Origin of the sequence: Luteibacter sp., assembly GCF_051958795.1 — a bacterium.
Lineage (GTDB): Bacteria > Pseudomonadota > Gammaproteobacteria > Xanthomonadales > Rhodanobacteraceae > Luteibacter.
This window is the reverse complement of the sequence record NZ_JBQCFT010000218.1, coordinates 1-15,467: the sequence shown is the minus strand read 5'-3', so window position 1 is coordinate 15,467 and position 15,467 is coordinate 1. Positions and strand designations below refer to the sequence as shown.

The following is a 15,467-nucleotide window of genomic DNA, read 5'->3' as shown; positions in this document are numbered from 1 at the left end:
CGCGATAGGGTCTCGCCAGACCTATCGCGCGCAAGCGCGCTCCCACAACACGGGGGTCAGGGCTTGAGGTACTTCAACAACGCCTCATGAAACCGCTCCGGCTCCTGCATCTGCGGCGCATGCCCGGCATCCGGGAACTGCACCAGGGTCGCATGCGGAATCGTTGCGGCCGCCTGGCGTGCCAGCTCCGGGTAATGGCCAAGCGTGGCCTGTACCGCAGGTGGCGCCGCATCCTTGCCGATCGCGGTGATGTCCTTGTCGCCGATCATCAGCAGCGTTGGTACCTTGAGCTGGTTGAGTTCGTAGACGACGGGCTGGTTCAGGATCATGTCGTAGAGCAGGGCGGAGTTCCACGCGACCCGCTCACGTCCCGGTCCGCGGTACATGCCGGCCAGCATCTGCACGCTTGGCTCGTAGGCGTCGCGCCATTGGCCGGCGAAGTAGGTGGCCTTCTCGTAGTTGCGGATCCGCTCATCCGTGGTCTTGAGCTCTCGCTCGTACCACTGGTCCACCGAAATCGGCGGGACACCCTTCGCGCGCCAGTCTTCCAGCCCGATGGGGTCGACGAGGACGAGTTGCTCGACCTGGCCCGGATAGGTCAGGGCATAGCGGATGCCGAGCATGCCCCCGGTCGAATGCCCCATCACTGTCGCCTTGTCGATGTGCAGCGAGTGGAGCAGGTCGTTCGTGTTCCGGGTGAGCTGGGCGAAGCTGAACTGGTACGCCGCCGGCTTGCTGGATTTACAGAAGCCGACCTGGTCGATGGCAATGACCCGGAATCCTGCGTTCGCGAGAACGCCGATCGTCGGCGCCCATGTCGCCGAGCAGTAATTCTTCCCGTGCAGCAGGACCACCGTGCGGCCGTTCGCCTTTCCCGCGGCGGCAGGCACGTCCATGTACGCCATCTGCAGGTCCTGGCGCTGCGAGTGGAAGGCGAAGCGCTGGACGGGGTAGGGGTAGTCGAAGCCTTCGAGCTCTGGGCCGTAGGTCGGTGCCTGCGCCGCGGCAGCCGAGGTGTCACTGGCTACGAAGAGGGCAAGGGCGGCCGTGGCAAGCAGTGCCAGCGATGGACGAGGGAGGGTCATCGGGAGGGCTCGGGACAAGAGACCACCGAGTATCCCGCGGAACCGTGCCCGCGGCATGTGAACAGCAAGCTGATTCTGGATGCGATACTGGCAACGATCACACCCACCCCGCGAGCCCCTCATGCCCTCAGTCCCTCGTAAGTTCTCGCGCCTCGCCCTGGCGCTGGCTATGGTCCTCGCTGCTGGCGCCGCTTCCGCGCAGCAGGCAAATACCGACCAGACCCCGCCGCCGCAGGACGCGCCGTACGCCGGGACCATCGGGCTGAGCGTCAATGCCAGCGACACGGCGCAGGGCATCTTTCGCGTCCATGAGTCCATTCCGGTGAAGGCCGGCACCGTGACCCTGCTTTACCCGCAGTGGATCCCGGGCGACCACTCCCCGACGGGGCCGATCGCGATGCTCGCAGGCCTGAAGGTGAGTGCCAACGGCAAGCCGCTCGCATGGGTCCGCGACAAGTACAACGTCTACGCATTCCACGTCGACGTCCCGGACGGTGTGTCGTCGATCGATGCGGACTTCCAGTACCTGTCCGAGCGTGCTGACGACGCCAGCTTCGAGATCACCGACCGCATGATGTCCATGGAGTGGAGCAAGGTCGCGCTCTACCCGGCGGGCTACTACACGCGCGGCATCACCTTCGAGCCCAGCGTGACCCTGCCGCATGGCTGGCAGCTCGGCACCGCGCTGGAGACCGCCTCCACGTCGGGCGACACCACCCACTTCAAGCCGGTGGCCTTCGACAACCTGGTCGACTCCCCCGTCTACGCGGGGCAGTACTTCAAGCGTGTCGCGCTGAACCCGGGCGACAAGGCGCCGGTATACCTGGACGTCGTGGCCGACGAGCCGAAGTACCTGGAGATGACGCCGGAGCAGGTCGCGGTACATCGCAACCTGGTCACTCAGGCGACGCGGCTGTTCGGCTCGCATCACTACGAGCATTACGACTTCCTCTTCTCGCTATCGGACCAGCTGGCCGGCAACGGCACGGAGCACCACCAGTCCAGTGAAGACGGCCTCGGCGCCGACTATTTCACCGCGTGGGCAGAGAACGGCTCGGAGCGCGACCTCCTTGCCCACGAGTACACGCACTCGTGGAACGGCAAGTTCCGTCGCCCGGCTGACCTGTGGACGCCGAACTTCAACGTGCCCATGGGTAACTCGCTGCTTTGGGTATACGAAGGCCAGACGCAGTACTGGGGCTTCGTGCTGACAGCGCGTGCCGGCATGTGGACGCCGCAGGAGTTCCGCGATGGCCTGGCCATGGTGGCCGCCAACTACGAGAAGAACCGCGAAGGTTTCCAGTGGCGCACGCTCGAGGACACGACCAACGATCCGATCGTCGCCCGCCGTTCGCCGCTGCCATTCCGTAGCTGGCAGATGAGCGAGGACTACTACAGCGGTGGTCAGATGATGTGGCTGGCGGTGGATGCCAAGTTGCGTAGCCTGACGCAAGACAAGCGGTCGCTGGATGATTTCGCGCGTGCCTTCTTCGGCGTCGAGAACGGCAGTTACGTGCCGAGACCTACACGTTCGACGACGTGGTGGCAGCGCTGGATGGCGTGGCCAAGTACGACTGGGCGAGCTTCCCCAAGGCGCGCGCGTACAGCCTCAATCCGCCCCTGCAGGATGGCCTTGCGGGGACTGGCTGGAAGCTCGTTTACGACGATAAGGAAAGCGAGTTCGAGAAGGCCTACGACGGCCGCCCGGAAAGCTCGCGCCACCTGCTCAACTTCACCTGGTCGATCGGGCTGACCATCACCGGCACCGGCAAGGTCAACGACGTGCGCTGGGATGGGCCCGCGTTCAAGGCGGGCGTCAGCACGGGCGCGACGATTGTTGCGGTGAACGGCGCGACCTATTCGAAGGACGCGCTGAAGGACGCGATCACCGCCGCGAAGGACGGCAAGGCGCCGATCGCTCTCACGCTGAAGTACCAGGGGCGCTACCAGACGATCCCCGTGGACTACCACGGCGGCCTGCAGTACCCGCATCTCGTGCGCGTCGAGGGGACGCCCGATTACCTGAGCGAGATGATTGCGGCGAAGAAGTAGGGCAAGAACTTTCGAAGCCAAACTTGGAAGTTTGCCTTGTAATAGTCATGCGACGGGCCTAGATTGGAAGCATGCCCAAGAACAGCCCGTCGCCCGTCGATATCGCCGCCAGTGACCTGCTCACCGCGTGCGGCCTGCTGGTCCGCCGCGTGCGTGCCGAGTCCAACAATCTCGGCCTCACGTGGTCTCAGGCGGCGGTGCTGGGCCGCCTCGAGATGAGCGGGCCGCTTTCCACCGCCGACCTCGCGCGTGCCGAGGCGGTCAAGCCGCAGTCGATGGGCGTGACCCTCGCGACGATGGAGCAGGAAGGCCTGGTGGCGCGTGAGCCCCATCCGTCGGATGGGCGGCAGTTCCTCTACGGGCTGACGGCGGAAGGCATCGAAGCGCGCCGACGCGTGAAGGCAGCGAAGCATGCATGGCTGGCCGAGGCGATCTCGCGGCTTTCCCCGCATGATCGCGATGACCTCGCCGTGGCGGCGCGGGTGATCCGCAACCTGGCGGAGACGAGCACGCAGGACGCAGCGTGAGCCCCGCGGCCGACGGCCACGCCGTGGCCGGCAAGCCCTTCGGCGTGCGGTTCGTGCTGCCCATCGCGCTGGGCTCGTGCCTCAACCCGATCAACTCCACGATGATCGCGACAGCGCTTGTCCCGATCGCCACGGAGTTCCACGCCGGTGTCGCGCAGACAGGCTGGCTGATCGCCGCGCTTTATCTTTGCTGCGCGGTGGCACAGCCGACGCTGGGCCGCATCGCCGACCTGGTCGGCGCGCGCCGCGTCTACCTCGTCTCCCTGGTGCTGGTGATGATCGCGGGCATCGCTGGGCGTATCGCCCCTTCGCTGGGCTGGCTAGTGGGTGTGCGCGTGTTGCTGGGCATCGGTACCTCGGGCGCTTATCCGTCGGCGATGCGCCTGTTCCGCGAACGGGCGGATGCGACGGGAAGTCCGCCGCCCCGAACCGCCATGGGCGTGCTTTCGCTGATGGGCGTGGCGACGTCGGCCGTAGGCCCGGTGCTCGGAGGCGTGCTCACGGGCATGTTTGGCTGGCACGCGATCTTCACGGTGAACGTGCCGCTGGCCCTGGTTACGTTCGTTCTCGTGTTCGCGTGGCTACCGAAGGATGCACCGCGCCACGCTCGTCGCAGTCTGTGGCGCGAACTCGACCTGCCAGGCATTGCGTTGTTTTCCGGGGCACTGCTGGCGCTGATGGTATTCCTGCTGGATATCGACCATCCGCAGTGGCTGGCGCTTCCTATCGCAGCGCTACTCGGTGCGCTGCTTGCGTGGCATTCGCTACGCCGCGCCGATCCCTTCATCGACCTGCGCATGTTGGGGAGGCACCTGCCACTGAGCGTGACTTACCTTCGCGCCGCGCTGGCCTTTACCGTCGTGTACTGCATTTTCTATGGCTTCGCGCAGTGGGTGGAGGGCGCGGGTGGCTATTCCGCGGCGCAGGCGGGTATCGCCACCGTGCCGCTTTCGATTCTCGCTGGTGTTGCGTCGATCGCCGGTGCGCGAACGCGCGGCCTGCGCGGTCCGTTCCTGCTGGCGTTTGGCTGTTCGGTCGTCGGCGGCATCGCTTTGCTGTCGATCCACGCGGCATCGCCGCTTTGGCTGATGGCAGCGGCTGTCGCCCTGTTTGGTGTGCCGCAAGGCCTCGTGTCCGTGACGACGCAAGCGGCCGTGTATGTCCAGGCACCGGCCGGGCAGATGGGCACGGCATCGGGCCTGCAGCGCACGTTTTCCTATGTGGGCGCCATGGCGGCCACCGTCGTCATTGGCCTTTGCTACGGCCACCGGCCCACCGACCAGGGGCTGCACACGCTGGCCCTGGTGATGGCCGCGGTCTCGGGCCTGTTGCTTGTCGCCACGATCTTCGACCGCACGCTGCCGCGTGCGGATGAGCTTTCCACCTCCCACCCCTGAAGGAATTCCCCATGGCACTCACCCAGCTCGACGCCAACGCGGCGCTGATCGTCATCGACCTACAGCACGGCATCATCAATCTGCCGGTCGCCGCGCCCGCCGGTCCGATCGTGGACAAGGCGGCATCGATCGCGCGCGCGTTCCGCGAGGGCGGCCGGCCGGTCGTTCTCGTCAACGTGGATGCCGCCGCGCCGGGCCGCACCGATAGCGGCGTCCCCCAGATCCCGCAGGATCCCGCGTTCAAGGCATTCGATCCGCGCCTCGAGCAGGCACCCTCTGACTACGTGGTGACGAAGAAGCGCTGGGGTGCATTCCAGACCACCGATCTCGACTCGTGGCTCCGCAGCAAGAACGTGGAGCAGGTCGTGATCCTCGGCATCGCCACGAGCATCGGCGTTGAATCGACGGCACGCTTCGCCAGCGAACTCGGCTACAACGTGGTGCTCGTCACCGACGCCATGACCGACCTGAAAGCGGATGCGCACGAGAACAGCGTGAAGAACATCTTCCCGCGCCTCGGCGAAACCACCACGACGGAAGAGATCCTGGCCAAGCTGGGCTAACCCTCCGTTGTAGGAGCGCGCTTGCGCGCGACATCTTTTCGCGAATGCGCATCAGGTCTGCGGCTCTTACGCAATCCGGATCGCGCGCAAGCGCGCTCTTACAACAGGCTAGCTTGCGTGACTGGTGTCGTCGTCAGTTGCCAGGCCGAGGCCGGCTCCCGCGCCTGCGCCAGCGGCCATGCCACCACCGAAGCCGAGGCCGCCCCCCATGCCTCCGCCACCGCCGCCGCCACCTTTCCCGCCGCCTCCACCGCCACCACCATCGCCTTTGTTCCCACCGCCCTTGCCACCTTGTCCGGTGACGCGCGCAGGGCCTTGCTTCGGAATCACGACGCTACGCGGGATCGGATCGAGGTCGAGTACTTCGCGGATGAAATCGCGCAGGGACACCACAAGTTCGTCGGTGTGCACGGTGCGCCCGGCAACGAGTTCATTGGCCGCGTGTGCGGCGAGTTCCACCTGCTTCTCCGTGCCGAGCAGCACGATGTCGGAGAGCGCCGCCTCCACGGCGTCGCGGACGCGACGTGCACGGTCGTTGCCGGTCGCCGCGGCGAGCAGTAACGCAGCGGCGGGATCCGCCTCGCCCTGTTCGCGCAGCTGCCGCAGGTGCGTGGGATCGACGGCGAGGTTGCCGGTGAACGATCCACCCAATGTCTTGTAAGCCGCGATCAGCGTGCGCAATCGCTCGTTGATCTGCCGGTTGGCCCGCTCCCTCCGTTGCTGCACCACCTGCATCGCAAGCAAGCGTATGCCGACGCCGATGAGCGTGATGATCGCCAGGCCAAGGAACGTCGAGAGCAGGGCCTGCCAGGAACTGAAGTCGAGGTTGCGCATGATTGCTTCCGGTCGTCGTGCAGCAGAGTGGTTCCGATGTAGGAATTCGCCTATGCATGACGATTCCTCTACCTACACGTCATCAGGTCAGTGGCCGACATCCGTCACGTTGCCCGGCGGCCATCATGTCGTCGTGCCGAGTGTCATCTCTCGGCATAGACCGCTCAAGTTTTTACTCTAGGAGGACATCCCATGCTTCGCCCTCTTATGCTCGGCCTTCTCAGCTCAACCGCGATGGCCACGGTTAGTGCGTCAGATTATACGCCACACATCGGGAGCCCTTCGGCGCAAGAGGAACTGGATGCCATCGGTGCGCCGATTACAACGCGGTCGCAGCTTGATGCCTATCTGGCCGTTACGCCGGATTCCCCGATACACCGTCTTGGCGACGAAAAGATGGACAGCTTTCTTCGCTCCTTGGTATTCGTCCCGCGTGGCGTGGGTTCCTACTCTACGGTCGAGTTGGAGGGATTATCCTCGACAGAAGTGTATAGGATCCTCGCGCTTTTCGGACTTCAATCGACAGTAGGTTCCGTTCGCCATCGACGCACTATTGATGCCTCAGACCACGCGATCGAGGCGAAGGTGGGCTGGACGCTTCCGCCGACAAGGGGTGGCCAAGCTTGCCTTGTGACCCCGGGTGGAAGTAGTCGAATCTGCACTCCGCTTGACGGGTCTCGATGCTCGTACCTTTGCAGGATGCCTTGAGATGTTTCGAGTGAGAAGAGATTGCGCCATACGGCTAGTCGGATTCTTCCATTTATTTGCCATTTTTGTTCCGGCTTCGGCGATGTCGATGGGCGAGAGGTTGCCGGTGAGATTTTGGGACGACGTGGCGCGTGTTCGTGTCGAGAATATTTCTCCTGTCGAGAAGTCGGCGTCTATCAAGTTGGCGTATCAAAATGCGGCTCTAACCGCGTTACGTCATCTCGATCGTCTAGGCGTTGAGGAGCTTCATGCGTTGTTCGGTGCAGTGAAGACGTCGAACTTCTTCGCGCAGACTGCCGACTATCCGTCCCGTGTTCGATATCGCGAGGCGATGATGCGCGTGTTTGACGAAATGGCAAAAAGGAAGGTGGCTAAGGTCGCCGAGGCGGAAGCATATTATGAGGCGTTAGTGGTGGCTCGTGACTTCGATCGCGCGGGTCGCTTGGTGAAGGCCTTCCGAGGGCCTGAGTACGTGGACTACAGCCACCTGATTCCCTCGCCGGCCGATAAGCTGGACGGATCGACAGGCTATGTGCTGAATAATGAAAATGTAGTCCAGCTGAGGTCTGACGCAATTCCCAAGTCGGGATCGTATGTGGTGGTCGTCGTCGGTTGTCATTTCGCTGAGGATGCAGCGCGATCTATTCGTAGCGACCCGCAGCTCGCTGAAGCGCTCAGCCGAGTCCCAGTTATCTGGATCATGAGTGCCAACGAACTGGATGAGCGCGTTCTGCGAGATTGGAACGATGCCTTCCCTGAGTATCCGGGAATGATTGCATTCGACAATGCAAAATGGGAGGGTGTTGACTTCAACGCGATCCCTGCGTTTCATTTTTTCCGCGAAGGCAAGAAAGTCAGTTCTTTTTCTGGTTGGGAGCCTGGCGAAAGTGGCGCGGCGCTTCTGCGGAGCATCGCGTCTATTGTTCCCGAGGCAGGCGAAGACGTATCGCCCGATTAGCTACCGTTCGGGCGGGGCGCGGCCGAAACTTCGATTGCGTCCACGTGTTGCCTGCTGAGTTTCTCTCCCTCTGAAACGCCGTTGAGCGCGTCGTTCGTAATGCGCGGGCGTGTCGCACAGGGCGTTCAGCTTGTCGCCGGCAGGCAGCCCAGGCCACGCAACGTCGCCTCCACCGCATCCTCAAGCGGCGTATGCGGCTCATGCCCCAGGCTGCCAAGCAGCCCGTCATTGGCCATGCGCACGGGCCGCTGCCACAGGTAGCGCATCTCCATCAGTTCACGGATCGTTGGCTGGAACGGTGCGATCAACCGCATCATCCACCAGGGGAACGGCTTGATCGCCGCCGCCTGCCCGTGACGCGCGACCACCCGCTGGATCGTCGTGACCATTGCCGTTCCGTCGTTGTCCCAATAGCCCGCCATGTTCACGCGGCAGAACGGCGGAAGGGTGTCACGCCGCTCCAGCAGCGCGAGCATGGTGCGCGCTACATCGGGCAGGTACGCCCATTGATGGCCAACGCCGCGACGCGCCGGCGAGCGGATGGTGCTTACCGGTTTGCCCGGTACGACGAGGCCTTGGGAAAACCAGCTGCTGCCCGCGCGCGGGCCGAAGAAATCACCCGCTCTCACCACGATGGCGCGGGCACCCCGCGTCGTCGCATCGCGCAGGCGCTCTTCGAGTTCCACGCGGATGGCACCTTTGCGAGTCACCGGATGCTGTGGAGAATCATCCTGGATCAGCGGGAACGCATCGGGGCCGAAGTTGTAGACGGTGCCCGGCAGCACCACGGTCGCTTTCTCGGCGGTGGCGGCGGCGAGGGTGCTGTCCAGCATGGGAAGCACCGTGCCAGCCCAGTTCCGGTAACCCGGCGGATTCACCGCATGCACGATGACGGCGACGCCCCTGGCCGCCTTCGCGACATCACCTGCCTGCATGACTTCGCCCTGGATCCACTGGATGCCCTCGGCGGCATTGGCCCGTGCCGCCTCCGTGGCGGTCCGGCGGGTGAGCGCTCGCACCTGCCATCCCGCGGCGAGCAGCTGGCGGGCCACTTCGCCGCCAATGCCGCCGGTGGCACCGAGCACGAGGGCGGTTTTGTCGCGGGCTGTTTCGGTAAGGCTCATGGTTTCGTTCCTAAGGGCGGCGAGGGACTCAGTGTCGGTCGCCGCACGTTGCAAAGGAATTGGCGATCTCTAGGTACCTGCTATACATTTATGCATGGCCGACGACATCAACTGGGAGCTCTACCGCACCTTCCTCGCCGTGCTGCGCGAGCGCTCGCTGTCGGGCGCCGCGCGGCGGCTGGGCATCACCCAGCCCACCGTCGGGCGACACGTCGATGCCCTCGAGGAAGCCTTCGGGCAGCGGCTTTTCACGCGCACCCAGACGGGCCTGATGGCCACCGATGCCGCCCGCGCCCTGCAGGGTGATGCGGAATCCATGGAACGCATGGCGGCAGCGCTCCGGCGCGCGGGCACGGGCTACAGGGAAGGGCAGGTGAGCGGCACCGTCCGCGTCTCCGCCAGCGAGGTGGTCGGCGTGGAGGTGCTGCCGCCCACGCTTGCGGCCCTGCGCCAGGCCTGGCCGGCACTGCGTATCGAGCTGGTCGCCACCAACGCCGTGCAGGATCTCCTTCAGCGCGAGGTGGATATCGCCGTGCGCATGGCGCCGCCGACGCAGGATGCGCTCGTCGCGCGCCACGTCGGCAACGTGGAAATCGGCTTGTTTGCGCACGAGGACTACCTGGCACGCGCGGGCATACCCGTGCGCGCTGACGACCTCCGGGAGCACGCGCTCATCGGCTACGACCGGGAAACCCCGTTCCTGCGCGCCGCAAGCAAGACCTGGCCGCACTGGCGACGCGATGCCTTTTCGTTCCGGGCGGATAGCGATCTCGTCCAGCTCGCCCTGGTCCGTGCCGGTGCAGGCATCGGTGGCTGCCAGGTGCCGATCGCCGGGCGCGACGCGCGGCTGAGGCGGGTGCTGCCAGAGGTCGCCTTTCCCCTGCCTACCTGGATCGCGATGCACGGCGACCTTCGCGGAAGCCAGCGGCACAAGGTGATTTTCGACGCCCTCGCGGCCTGCCTGCAGGCCCATGTGCGGCCCTTGCCGCAGGCATGAACCCGGGCCGCACCCATGGCATACAATGACCAACCACCCCCGCGGTAGCGCGTCCCCACGCGCGACAACCCATGGGGGCGCTCCCGGCACCCACGCGACACCCACGACTTAGGCCGCCCATGCTCCTGATGATCGACAACTACGACTCGTTCACCTTCAACCTCGTCCAGTACCTTGGCGAGCTGGGGCAGGAAGTGAAGGTGGTGCGCAACGATGCGCTGACGGTGGCCGATATCCGCGGGCTGAAGCCCTCGCGCATCATGATTTCGCCGGGGCCGGGCACGCCGGATGACTCGGGCGTCTCCATCGATATCCTCAAGGAGCTGGCCGGCGAGCTGCCGATCTTCGGCGTCTGCCTCGGCCACCAGGCCATCGGCCAGGTGTTCGGCGGCAAGGTGATCCGGGCGCGCGAGATCATGCATGGCAAGACTTCCCCCGTGAAGCACCTGGGCAAGGGCGTGTTCGCCGGCCTGCCCAATCCGTTCGAGGCCACGCGCTTCCACTCGCTCGTCGTGGAAAAGGATTCGGTGCCCGACTGCCTGGAAGTCACCGCATGGACGGAGCGCGAAGATGGCTCCATCGACGAGATCATGGGCCTGCGTCACCGCACGCTCGAGATCGAAGGCGTGCAGTTCCACCCCGAATCGATTTTGACCCAGCACGGCCACGACCTGCTGCGTAACTTCCTCGGCATGCCGCTGCCGCTCGCTGCCTGATCCACCGTCCGGGACGTTCCATGCCGATTACTCCTTCCGAGGCGCTGCAGCGCACGATCGAACACCGCGAGATCTTCCATGACGAGATGATCGAGCTCATGCACCAGATCATGCGTGGTGACGTGAGCCCGCTCATGACCGCGGCGATCCTCACCGGCCTGCGCGTGAAGAAGGAGACGGTGGGCGAGATCACCGGTGCGGCGCGGGTCATGCGCGACCTGTCGGCGAAAGTCGAAGTGAATCCGCATCCGCACTTCCTCGATATCGTCGGTACCGGCGGCGACGGCGCATCGTCGTTCAACATCTCGACCGCTTCGATGTTCGTGGCCGCCGCCGCGGGCGCGCGCGTCGCAAAGCACGGCGGCCGCAGTGTGTCGTCGAAATCGGGGAGCGCCGATGTCCTCGAAGCGCTGGGCGCGCGGATCGAGCTGCTGCCCGCTCAGGTGGCTGTGTGCATGGAAGAGGTCGACATCGGCTTCATGTTCGCCCCGAACCACCACCCGGCCATGAAGGTGGTCTCGCCGGTACGCCGCGAAATGGGCGTCCGGACGATCTTCAACATCCTGGGGCCGCTGACGAACCCGGCCGGGGCCCCGAATATCCTCATGGGCGTGTTCCATCCGGACCTCGTCGGTATCCAGATCCGCGTTCTCCAGGCCCTGGGCGCGAACCACGCCATGGTGGTCTGGGGCCGCGATGGCATGGACGAGATCTCGCTCGGCGCGGCCACCCTGGTGGGCGAGCTGCGCAACGGCAAGGTCACGGAATATGAGGTCGAGCCGGAAGATTTCGGTCTCTCGATGGCCTCCAGCCGTAATCTCCGCGTGGAAAATGCGGAAGAATCAAAGGGCATGCTGCTGGATGCGATTTCCGGCGTCCCCGGCGTGCCCCACGACATCGTCTGCCTGAACGCGGGTGCCGCCCTGTACACCGCTGACGTGGCTCCCAGCATCCAGGCAGGCATCGACCTGGCCCGCGCGACCATCGCAAGCGGCGCCGCTCGTGCAAAAATGGATGCGTTCGTGGCCGCGACGCAGCGGCTTGGCGCCTGATATCGTCGGGGTATCCCCACCCCCGCCTCACTCCAGGAAGCGACACCGATGCCCGACATCCTCCACCGTATCCTCGACCGCAAGGTAGAAGAGATCGCCGAGCGCAGCCGCAAGCGCACGATGGACGACCTTGCCGCGCAGATTGCCGACCTCGGGGAGACCCGCGGATTCGTGGCCGCGATCGATGCGCGGCTGTATGAGAACAAGCCTGCCGTCATCGCCGAGGTCAAGAAGGCCAGTCCGTCGAAGGGGCTGATCCGCCCTGATTTCGACCCGGCGGCGATCGCCCGCAGCTACGAAGCCGGCGGCGCCACCTGTCTTTCCGTCCTCACCGATGCGGACTTCTTCCAGGGCCACGAGGATTACCTCCGCCAGGCCCGCGAGGCGTGCAACCTGCCGATCCTCCGCAAGGACTTCATCATCGATGAGTACCAGGTGTACGAGGCCCGCGTGATCGGTGCCGACTGCATCCTGCTCATCGTCTCCGCCTTCGGTTCGAAGGAGAGCGATGGCGACACCATCTACGATGAAAGCCGCCTCACCGAGCTCTCGCTGCTGGCGGCCGAGCTGGATCTCGATGTCCTGGTGGAAGTGCACAACGAGGAAGAACTCGAGATCGCGCTGGGCATGCCCGCGCCGCTGATCGGCGTGAACAACCGCAACCTGCGCACGTTCGAGACCTCGCTGGGTACCTCGCTGAAGCTGAAGGACCGCGTGGGTCCGGATACCGCGATCGTCGCGGAATCGGGCATCCACACGCCGGAAGACGTGCGCACGCTGCGCGAGAAGGGCATCCACACCTTTCTCGTCGGCGAGGCGTTCATGCGCGCCGCGGACCCGGGCGCGGAACTACAGAAGCTGTTCGGCACGCACGCGCCGACCCACCCGCACAAGCACTGAGCAAGCATGGAACAGGGGCATGAGCCGGAGGTGCCTGGCACCTCCGCCGACGCACGACGCGTCGTGTTGTTCGATTTCGATGGCGTGATCGTGCGCCACCAGACGCTGGAACTCTTCTTCCGCGAGCGCCTCTCCGGGTTCGGCCGCTGGCGCCTGTTGCTCGCGCTTCCGTGGCTGCCCGTGGTGCCCTTCTTGCTGCGCAGCGCGGCGGGTACGCGCATCCTCGGGCGCGTCTTCCTCCGCGTGATCACCTTCGGCCGTACCGAGGCGAGCTACAAGCGCCTGCTCACGGTGTTCGGGCGTACCTATGCGCGACGCCCCGGTGTCTTCGTGCGCGACGGCGTGGCTACCCTGCGTCGGCACGTGGAAGCCGGTGACCGCGTGCTCATCGTGACCGGCAACGACGGCACCCTGGTGCAGACGATCCTTGACGAGGTGGACCTGCGCGGCGTCGAACTGCTCGCATCGCGCGTGCGCGGCGGCCTGTTCGGCGTTCACTTCGTGCAGCACAACGTCGACGGGATGAAGGTCAAGGCTGTCGAACGCGCCGGCATCACCCGGCCGTGGGCCATCGCCTACGGCGACTCGGTCTCCGACCTCGCCATGCTCAAGGCCGCCGACGCGGCGAAGCTGGTAAACCCCAGCAACCGGACGCTGAAGAAGATGCGCAAGCCGCTAGGCGAAAAGCTCGAAATCCTCGGCTGGTACTGAAGGATCCAACGCTCCTGCGCCCTTGTGGGAGCGCGCTTGCGCGCGATCAGCCTCACCGCAGGAACAGATTCCCCAGCTGATAAAGGCTGATCCCGACAATCAGGCACCCCACCGCCCCCATCACATAACGTGGCGGCAGGTGCCGCACCAGCCACGCCGCCAGTGGCGCCGCGATCACACCGCCGGTTAGCAGGCCCAGCACGATGGTCCAGTGCTGGACGCCCATGTGGGCGATGAGGGTGGTCGAGATTGCGATGGTCACGACGAACTCCGCCGCGTTCACCGTGCCGATCGTGTGGCGCACGTTGCCGCCGCGGGCGAGCAGGGTAGAGGTAGCAATCGGGCCCCAGCCACCGCCGCCAATGGCGTCGAGCAGCCCTGCGAAGAAGCCGACCACGCCTTTGTAGCGCACGCGGTGATGCGAGACGATGCGGCCGCTGGCGCGCACCAGCACCACCACGCCGAGGATCAGCAGGTAGGCGTAGACGTAGGGCTTGATCGCATCGCCCGGCACGCTGGCAAGGAACCACGCGCCGATGACGCCACCGATCACCCCGGGAATGGCCAGCCGCCGGAACGACTTCCAGTCGACGTTGCCGAAGAAGGCATGCGCACCACCCGAGACGCCGGTGGTAACCATTTCGGCGGTATGGACGGTGGCGCTGGCGACGGCCGGGGGCAGGCCCATGGCGAGCAGCACGGAACTCGACACGAGCCCATAGGCCATGCCAAGAGCGCCGTCGACCAGCTGCGCGAGCAGGCCGACGCCGGCGAACATAAAGAACTGGCTCCAATCCATGGGTGCTCCATCTCAGGGATACGGCGCCCACCATAGCGGACGTGGCTGCGTGCGGTGGATGAAGATGCTGCGCCGTCGCTTGCGTGCGGCATCCCGCCACGGCTAGCCTCGCGTTCTGCGCCCCGTCCCCACATGGATGCCCGATGTACCTGTCCTCCCTGCGCGAGCTCGCCCTTGGCAGCCGCCTCAAGGCCTTGAGCGATTACTTCTACCAGGCGGTGGATGAGGTTTACCGTGCCAGCGGGGCAGGGATCGAATCGCGCTGGTTCCCGGTCATGCGCTTCCTGCGCGACGTGGGCCCCACGACGGTCACCGAGGTCGCCACGGCCATCGGCCAGACCCACTCGGCCGTGAGCCAGCTCGCCGACCGCCTGGTCGAGGCCGGCATGGTCGTACGCCAGCGCGACCCAGGTGACGGGCGCCGCAGCGTGCTGGCGCTGACCGACGCAGGCGAGCGGGCGCTCGGTGCGCTCGGCCCGGTCTGGCTGGCCTTGCGCCGGGGCATGGCCGAATCGCTCGGCCCGCGCATGCTCGACCGGCTCGATGCCATCGATGGCTGCGAGCAGGCGCTGGCCGCGAAGCCGCTGGTCGCCACGGTGCTCGAGCAAGGCGCCGCGCTCGCTCGCGAGGGGGTGCAGGTCGTGCCATGGGATGCGGCCTATGCCGACCACTTCCGCCGGCTCAACCAGCAGTGGCTCGAGCGGCATTTCCGTGTCGAGGATGTCGATCGCGCGCTGTTCGCCGATCCGGAGTCGCTGGTGATCCATCCCGGCGGCGCCATTTTCTTCGCGCTCTACGCGGGCGAGGTCATTGGTACCTGCGCCCTGCTGCATGAGGGCGAGGGCGTGTACGAGCTCTCGAAGATGGGCGTGGACGAGAACTTCCGCGGCCTGGGCGCCGGCAGGCTCCTGCTGGATGCCGCCATCGCCACCTTCCGCGAGCGCGGCGGCAAGCGCCTGTTCCTTGAATCGAACAGCCGCCTTGGCCGGGCGCTCGGTATGTACGAGCGGGCCGGTTTCGTCAGGCAGCAGGCGATCCGCCCGG

General features: G+C 65.5%; 14 protein-coding genes and 1 pseudogene. 11 read left to right on the top strand and 4 right to left on the bottom strand.

What is annotated here, in order from left to right:
• Nucleotides 1-56: 56 nt before the first annotated feature.
• Nucleotides 57-1,085: an alpha/beta fold hydrolase gene (locus tag ACTHLF_RS10990; protein WP_440327375.1), complete on the bottom strand. Its 1,029-nt coding sequence runs from the start codon at nt 1,083-1,085 to the stop codon at nt 57-59.
• 121 nt (nt 1,086-1,206) lie between these two features.
• On the opposite strand from ACTHLF_RS10990, the pseudogene ACTHLF_RS10985 reads away from it, so the two are divergent.
• The 4 genes and pseudogenes from ACTHLF_RS10985 (at nt 1,207) to ACTHLF_RS10970 (ending at nt 5,624) form a co-directional block, all read left to right on the top strand.
• Nucleotides 1,207-3,137 (top strand): annotated as a pseudogene (locus ACTHLF_RS10985) (M61 family metallopeptidase).
• A gap of 71 nt (nt 3,138-3,208) precedes the next feature.
• Entirely contained in the window at nt 3,209-3,664 is a 456-nt protein-coding gene (locus ACTHLF_RS10980) for a MarR family winged helix-turn-helix transcriptional regulator (protein ID WP_440327373.1), read from the top strand.
• Nucleotides 3,661-5,061 (top strand): MFS transporter, encoded by a 1,401-nt coding sequence (locus ACTHLF_RS10975; protein ID WP_440327371.1) that lies wholly within the window; start codon nt 3,661-3,663, stop codon nt 5,059-5,061. Before ACTHLF_RS10980 ends, ACTHLF_RS10975 begins: the two co-directional genes overlap by 4 nt.
• Nucleotides 5,062-5,072: 11 nt before the next feature.
• On the top strand, nt 5,073-5,624 hold the full coding sequence (locus ACTHLF_RS10970) for an isochorismatase family protein (protein WP_440327369.1): 552 nt from the start codon (nt 5,073-5,075) through the stop codon (nt 5,622-5,624).
• A 108-nt stretch (nt 5,625-5,732) separates the two neighbouring features.
• Here the strand turns inward: ACTHLF_RS10970 and ACTHLF_RS10965 are convergent, their stop codons facing one another.
• A complete protein-coding gene (locus ACTHLF_RS10965; protein WP_440327367.1) occupies nt 5,733-6,458 on the bottom strand; it encodes a hypothetical protein in 726 nt (241 codons plus the stop codon).
• Nucleotides 6,459-7,167: 709 nt separating this feature from the next.
• Here ACTHLF_RS10965 and ACTHLF_RS10960 point away from each other — a divergent pair.
• A complete protein-coding gene (locus tag ACTHLF_RS10960; protein ID WP_440327366.1) occupies nt 7,168-8,124 on the top strand; it encodes a hypothetical protein in 957 nt (318 codons plus the stop codon).
• Nucleotides 8,125-8,249: 125 nt separating this feature from the next.
• Here ACTHLF_RS10960 and ACTHLF_RS10955 read toward each other — a convergent pair whose 3' ends face one another.
• On the bottom strand, nt 8,250-9,248 hold the full coding sequence (locus ACTHLF_RS10955) for an SDR family NAD(P)-dependent oxidoreductase (protein WP_440327364.1): 999 nt from the start codon (nt 9,246-9,248) through the stop codon (nt 8,250-8,252).
• 94 nt (nt 9,249-9,342) lie between these two features.
• Here ACTHLF_RS10955 and ACTHLF_RS10950 point away from each other — a divergent pair, with 94 nt between their 5' ends.
• The 5 genes from ACTHLF_RS10950 to ACTHLF_RS10930 all read left to right on the top strand — a co-directional run bounded on the left by ACTHLF_RS10950 (nt 9,343) and on the right by ACTHLF_RS10930 (nt 13,624).
• Nucleotides 9,343-10,245, top strand: coding sequence for a LysR family transcriptional regulator (locus ACTHLF_RS10950; RefSeq protein WP_440327362.1), 903 nt, complete (start codon nt 9,343-9,345; stop codon nt 10,243-10,245).
• A 119-nt stretch (nt 10,246-10,364) separates the two neighbouring features.
• Complete coding sequence (locus ACTHLF_RS10945) at nt 10,365-10,961, top strand: anthranilate synthase component II (protein WP_440327361.1); 597 nt, start codon at nt 10,365-10,367, stop codon at nt 10,959-10,961.
• Between the two features lie 20 nt (nt 10,962-10,981).
• Nucleotides 10,982-12,013, top strand: a complete 1,032-nt coding sequence (trpD, locus tag ACTHLF_RS10940; protein WP_440327359.1) for an anthranilate phosphoribosyltransferase — start codon at nt 10,982-10,984, stop codon at nt 12,011-12,013.
• 48 nt (nt 12,014-12,061) lie between these two features.
• On the top strand, nt 12,062-12,913 hold the full coding sequence (trpC, locus tag ACTHLF_RS10935; protein ID WP_440327357.1) for an indole-3-glycerol phosphate synthase TrpC: 852 nt from the start codon (nt 12,062-12,064) through the stop codon (nt 12,911-12,913).
• Nucleotides 12,914-12,919: 6 nt separating this feature from the next.
• On the top strand, nt 12,920-13,624 hold the full coding sequence (locus ACTHLF_RS10930) for a haloacid dehalogenase-like hydrolase (protein WP_440327355.1): 705 nt from the start codon (nt 12,920-12,922) through the stop codon (nt 13,622-13,624).
• A 52-nt stretch (nt 13,625-13,676) separates the two neighbouring features.
• Here the strand turns inward: ACTHLF_RS10930 and ACTHLF_RS10925 are convergent, their stop codons facing one another.
• On the bottom strand, nt 13,677-14,423 hold the full coding sequence (locus tag ACTHLF_RS10925) for a sulfite exporter TauE/SafE family protein (RefSeq protein WP_440327354.1): 747 nt from the start codon (nt 14,421-14,423) through the stop codon (nt 13,677-13,679).
• A gap of 143 nt (nt 14,424-14,566) precedes the next feature.
• Between ACTHLF_RS10925 and ACTHLF_RS10920 the strand changes: the two genes are divergently transcribed.
• Nucleotides 14,567-15,467 (top strand): bifunctional helix-turn-helix transcriptional regulator/GNAT family N-acetyltransferase (locus tag ACTHLF_RS10920; RefSeq protein WP_440327352.1); only part of this gene is annotated, 901 nt, incomplete at its 3' end.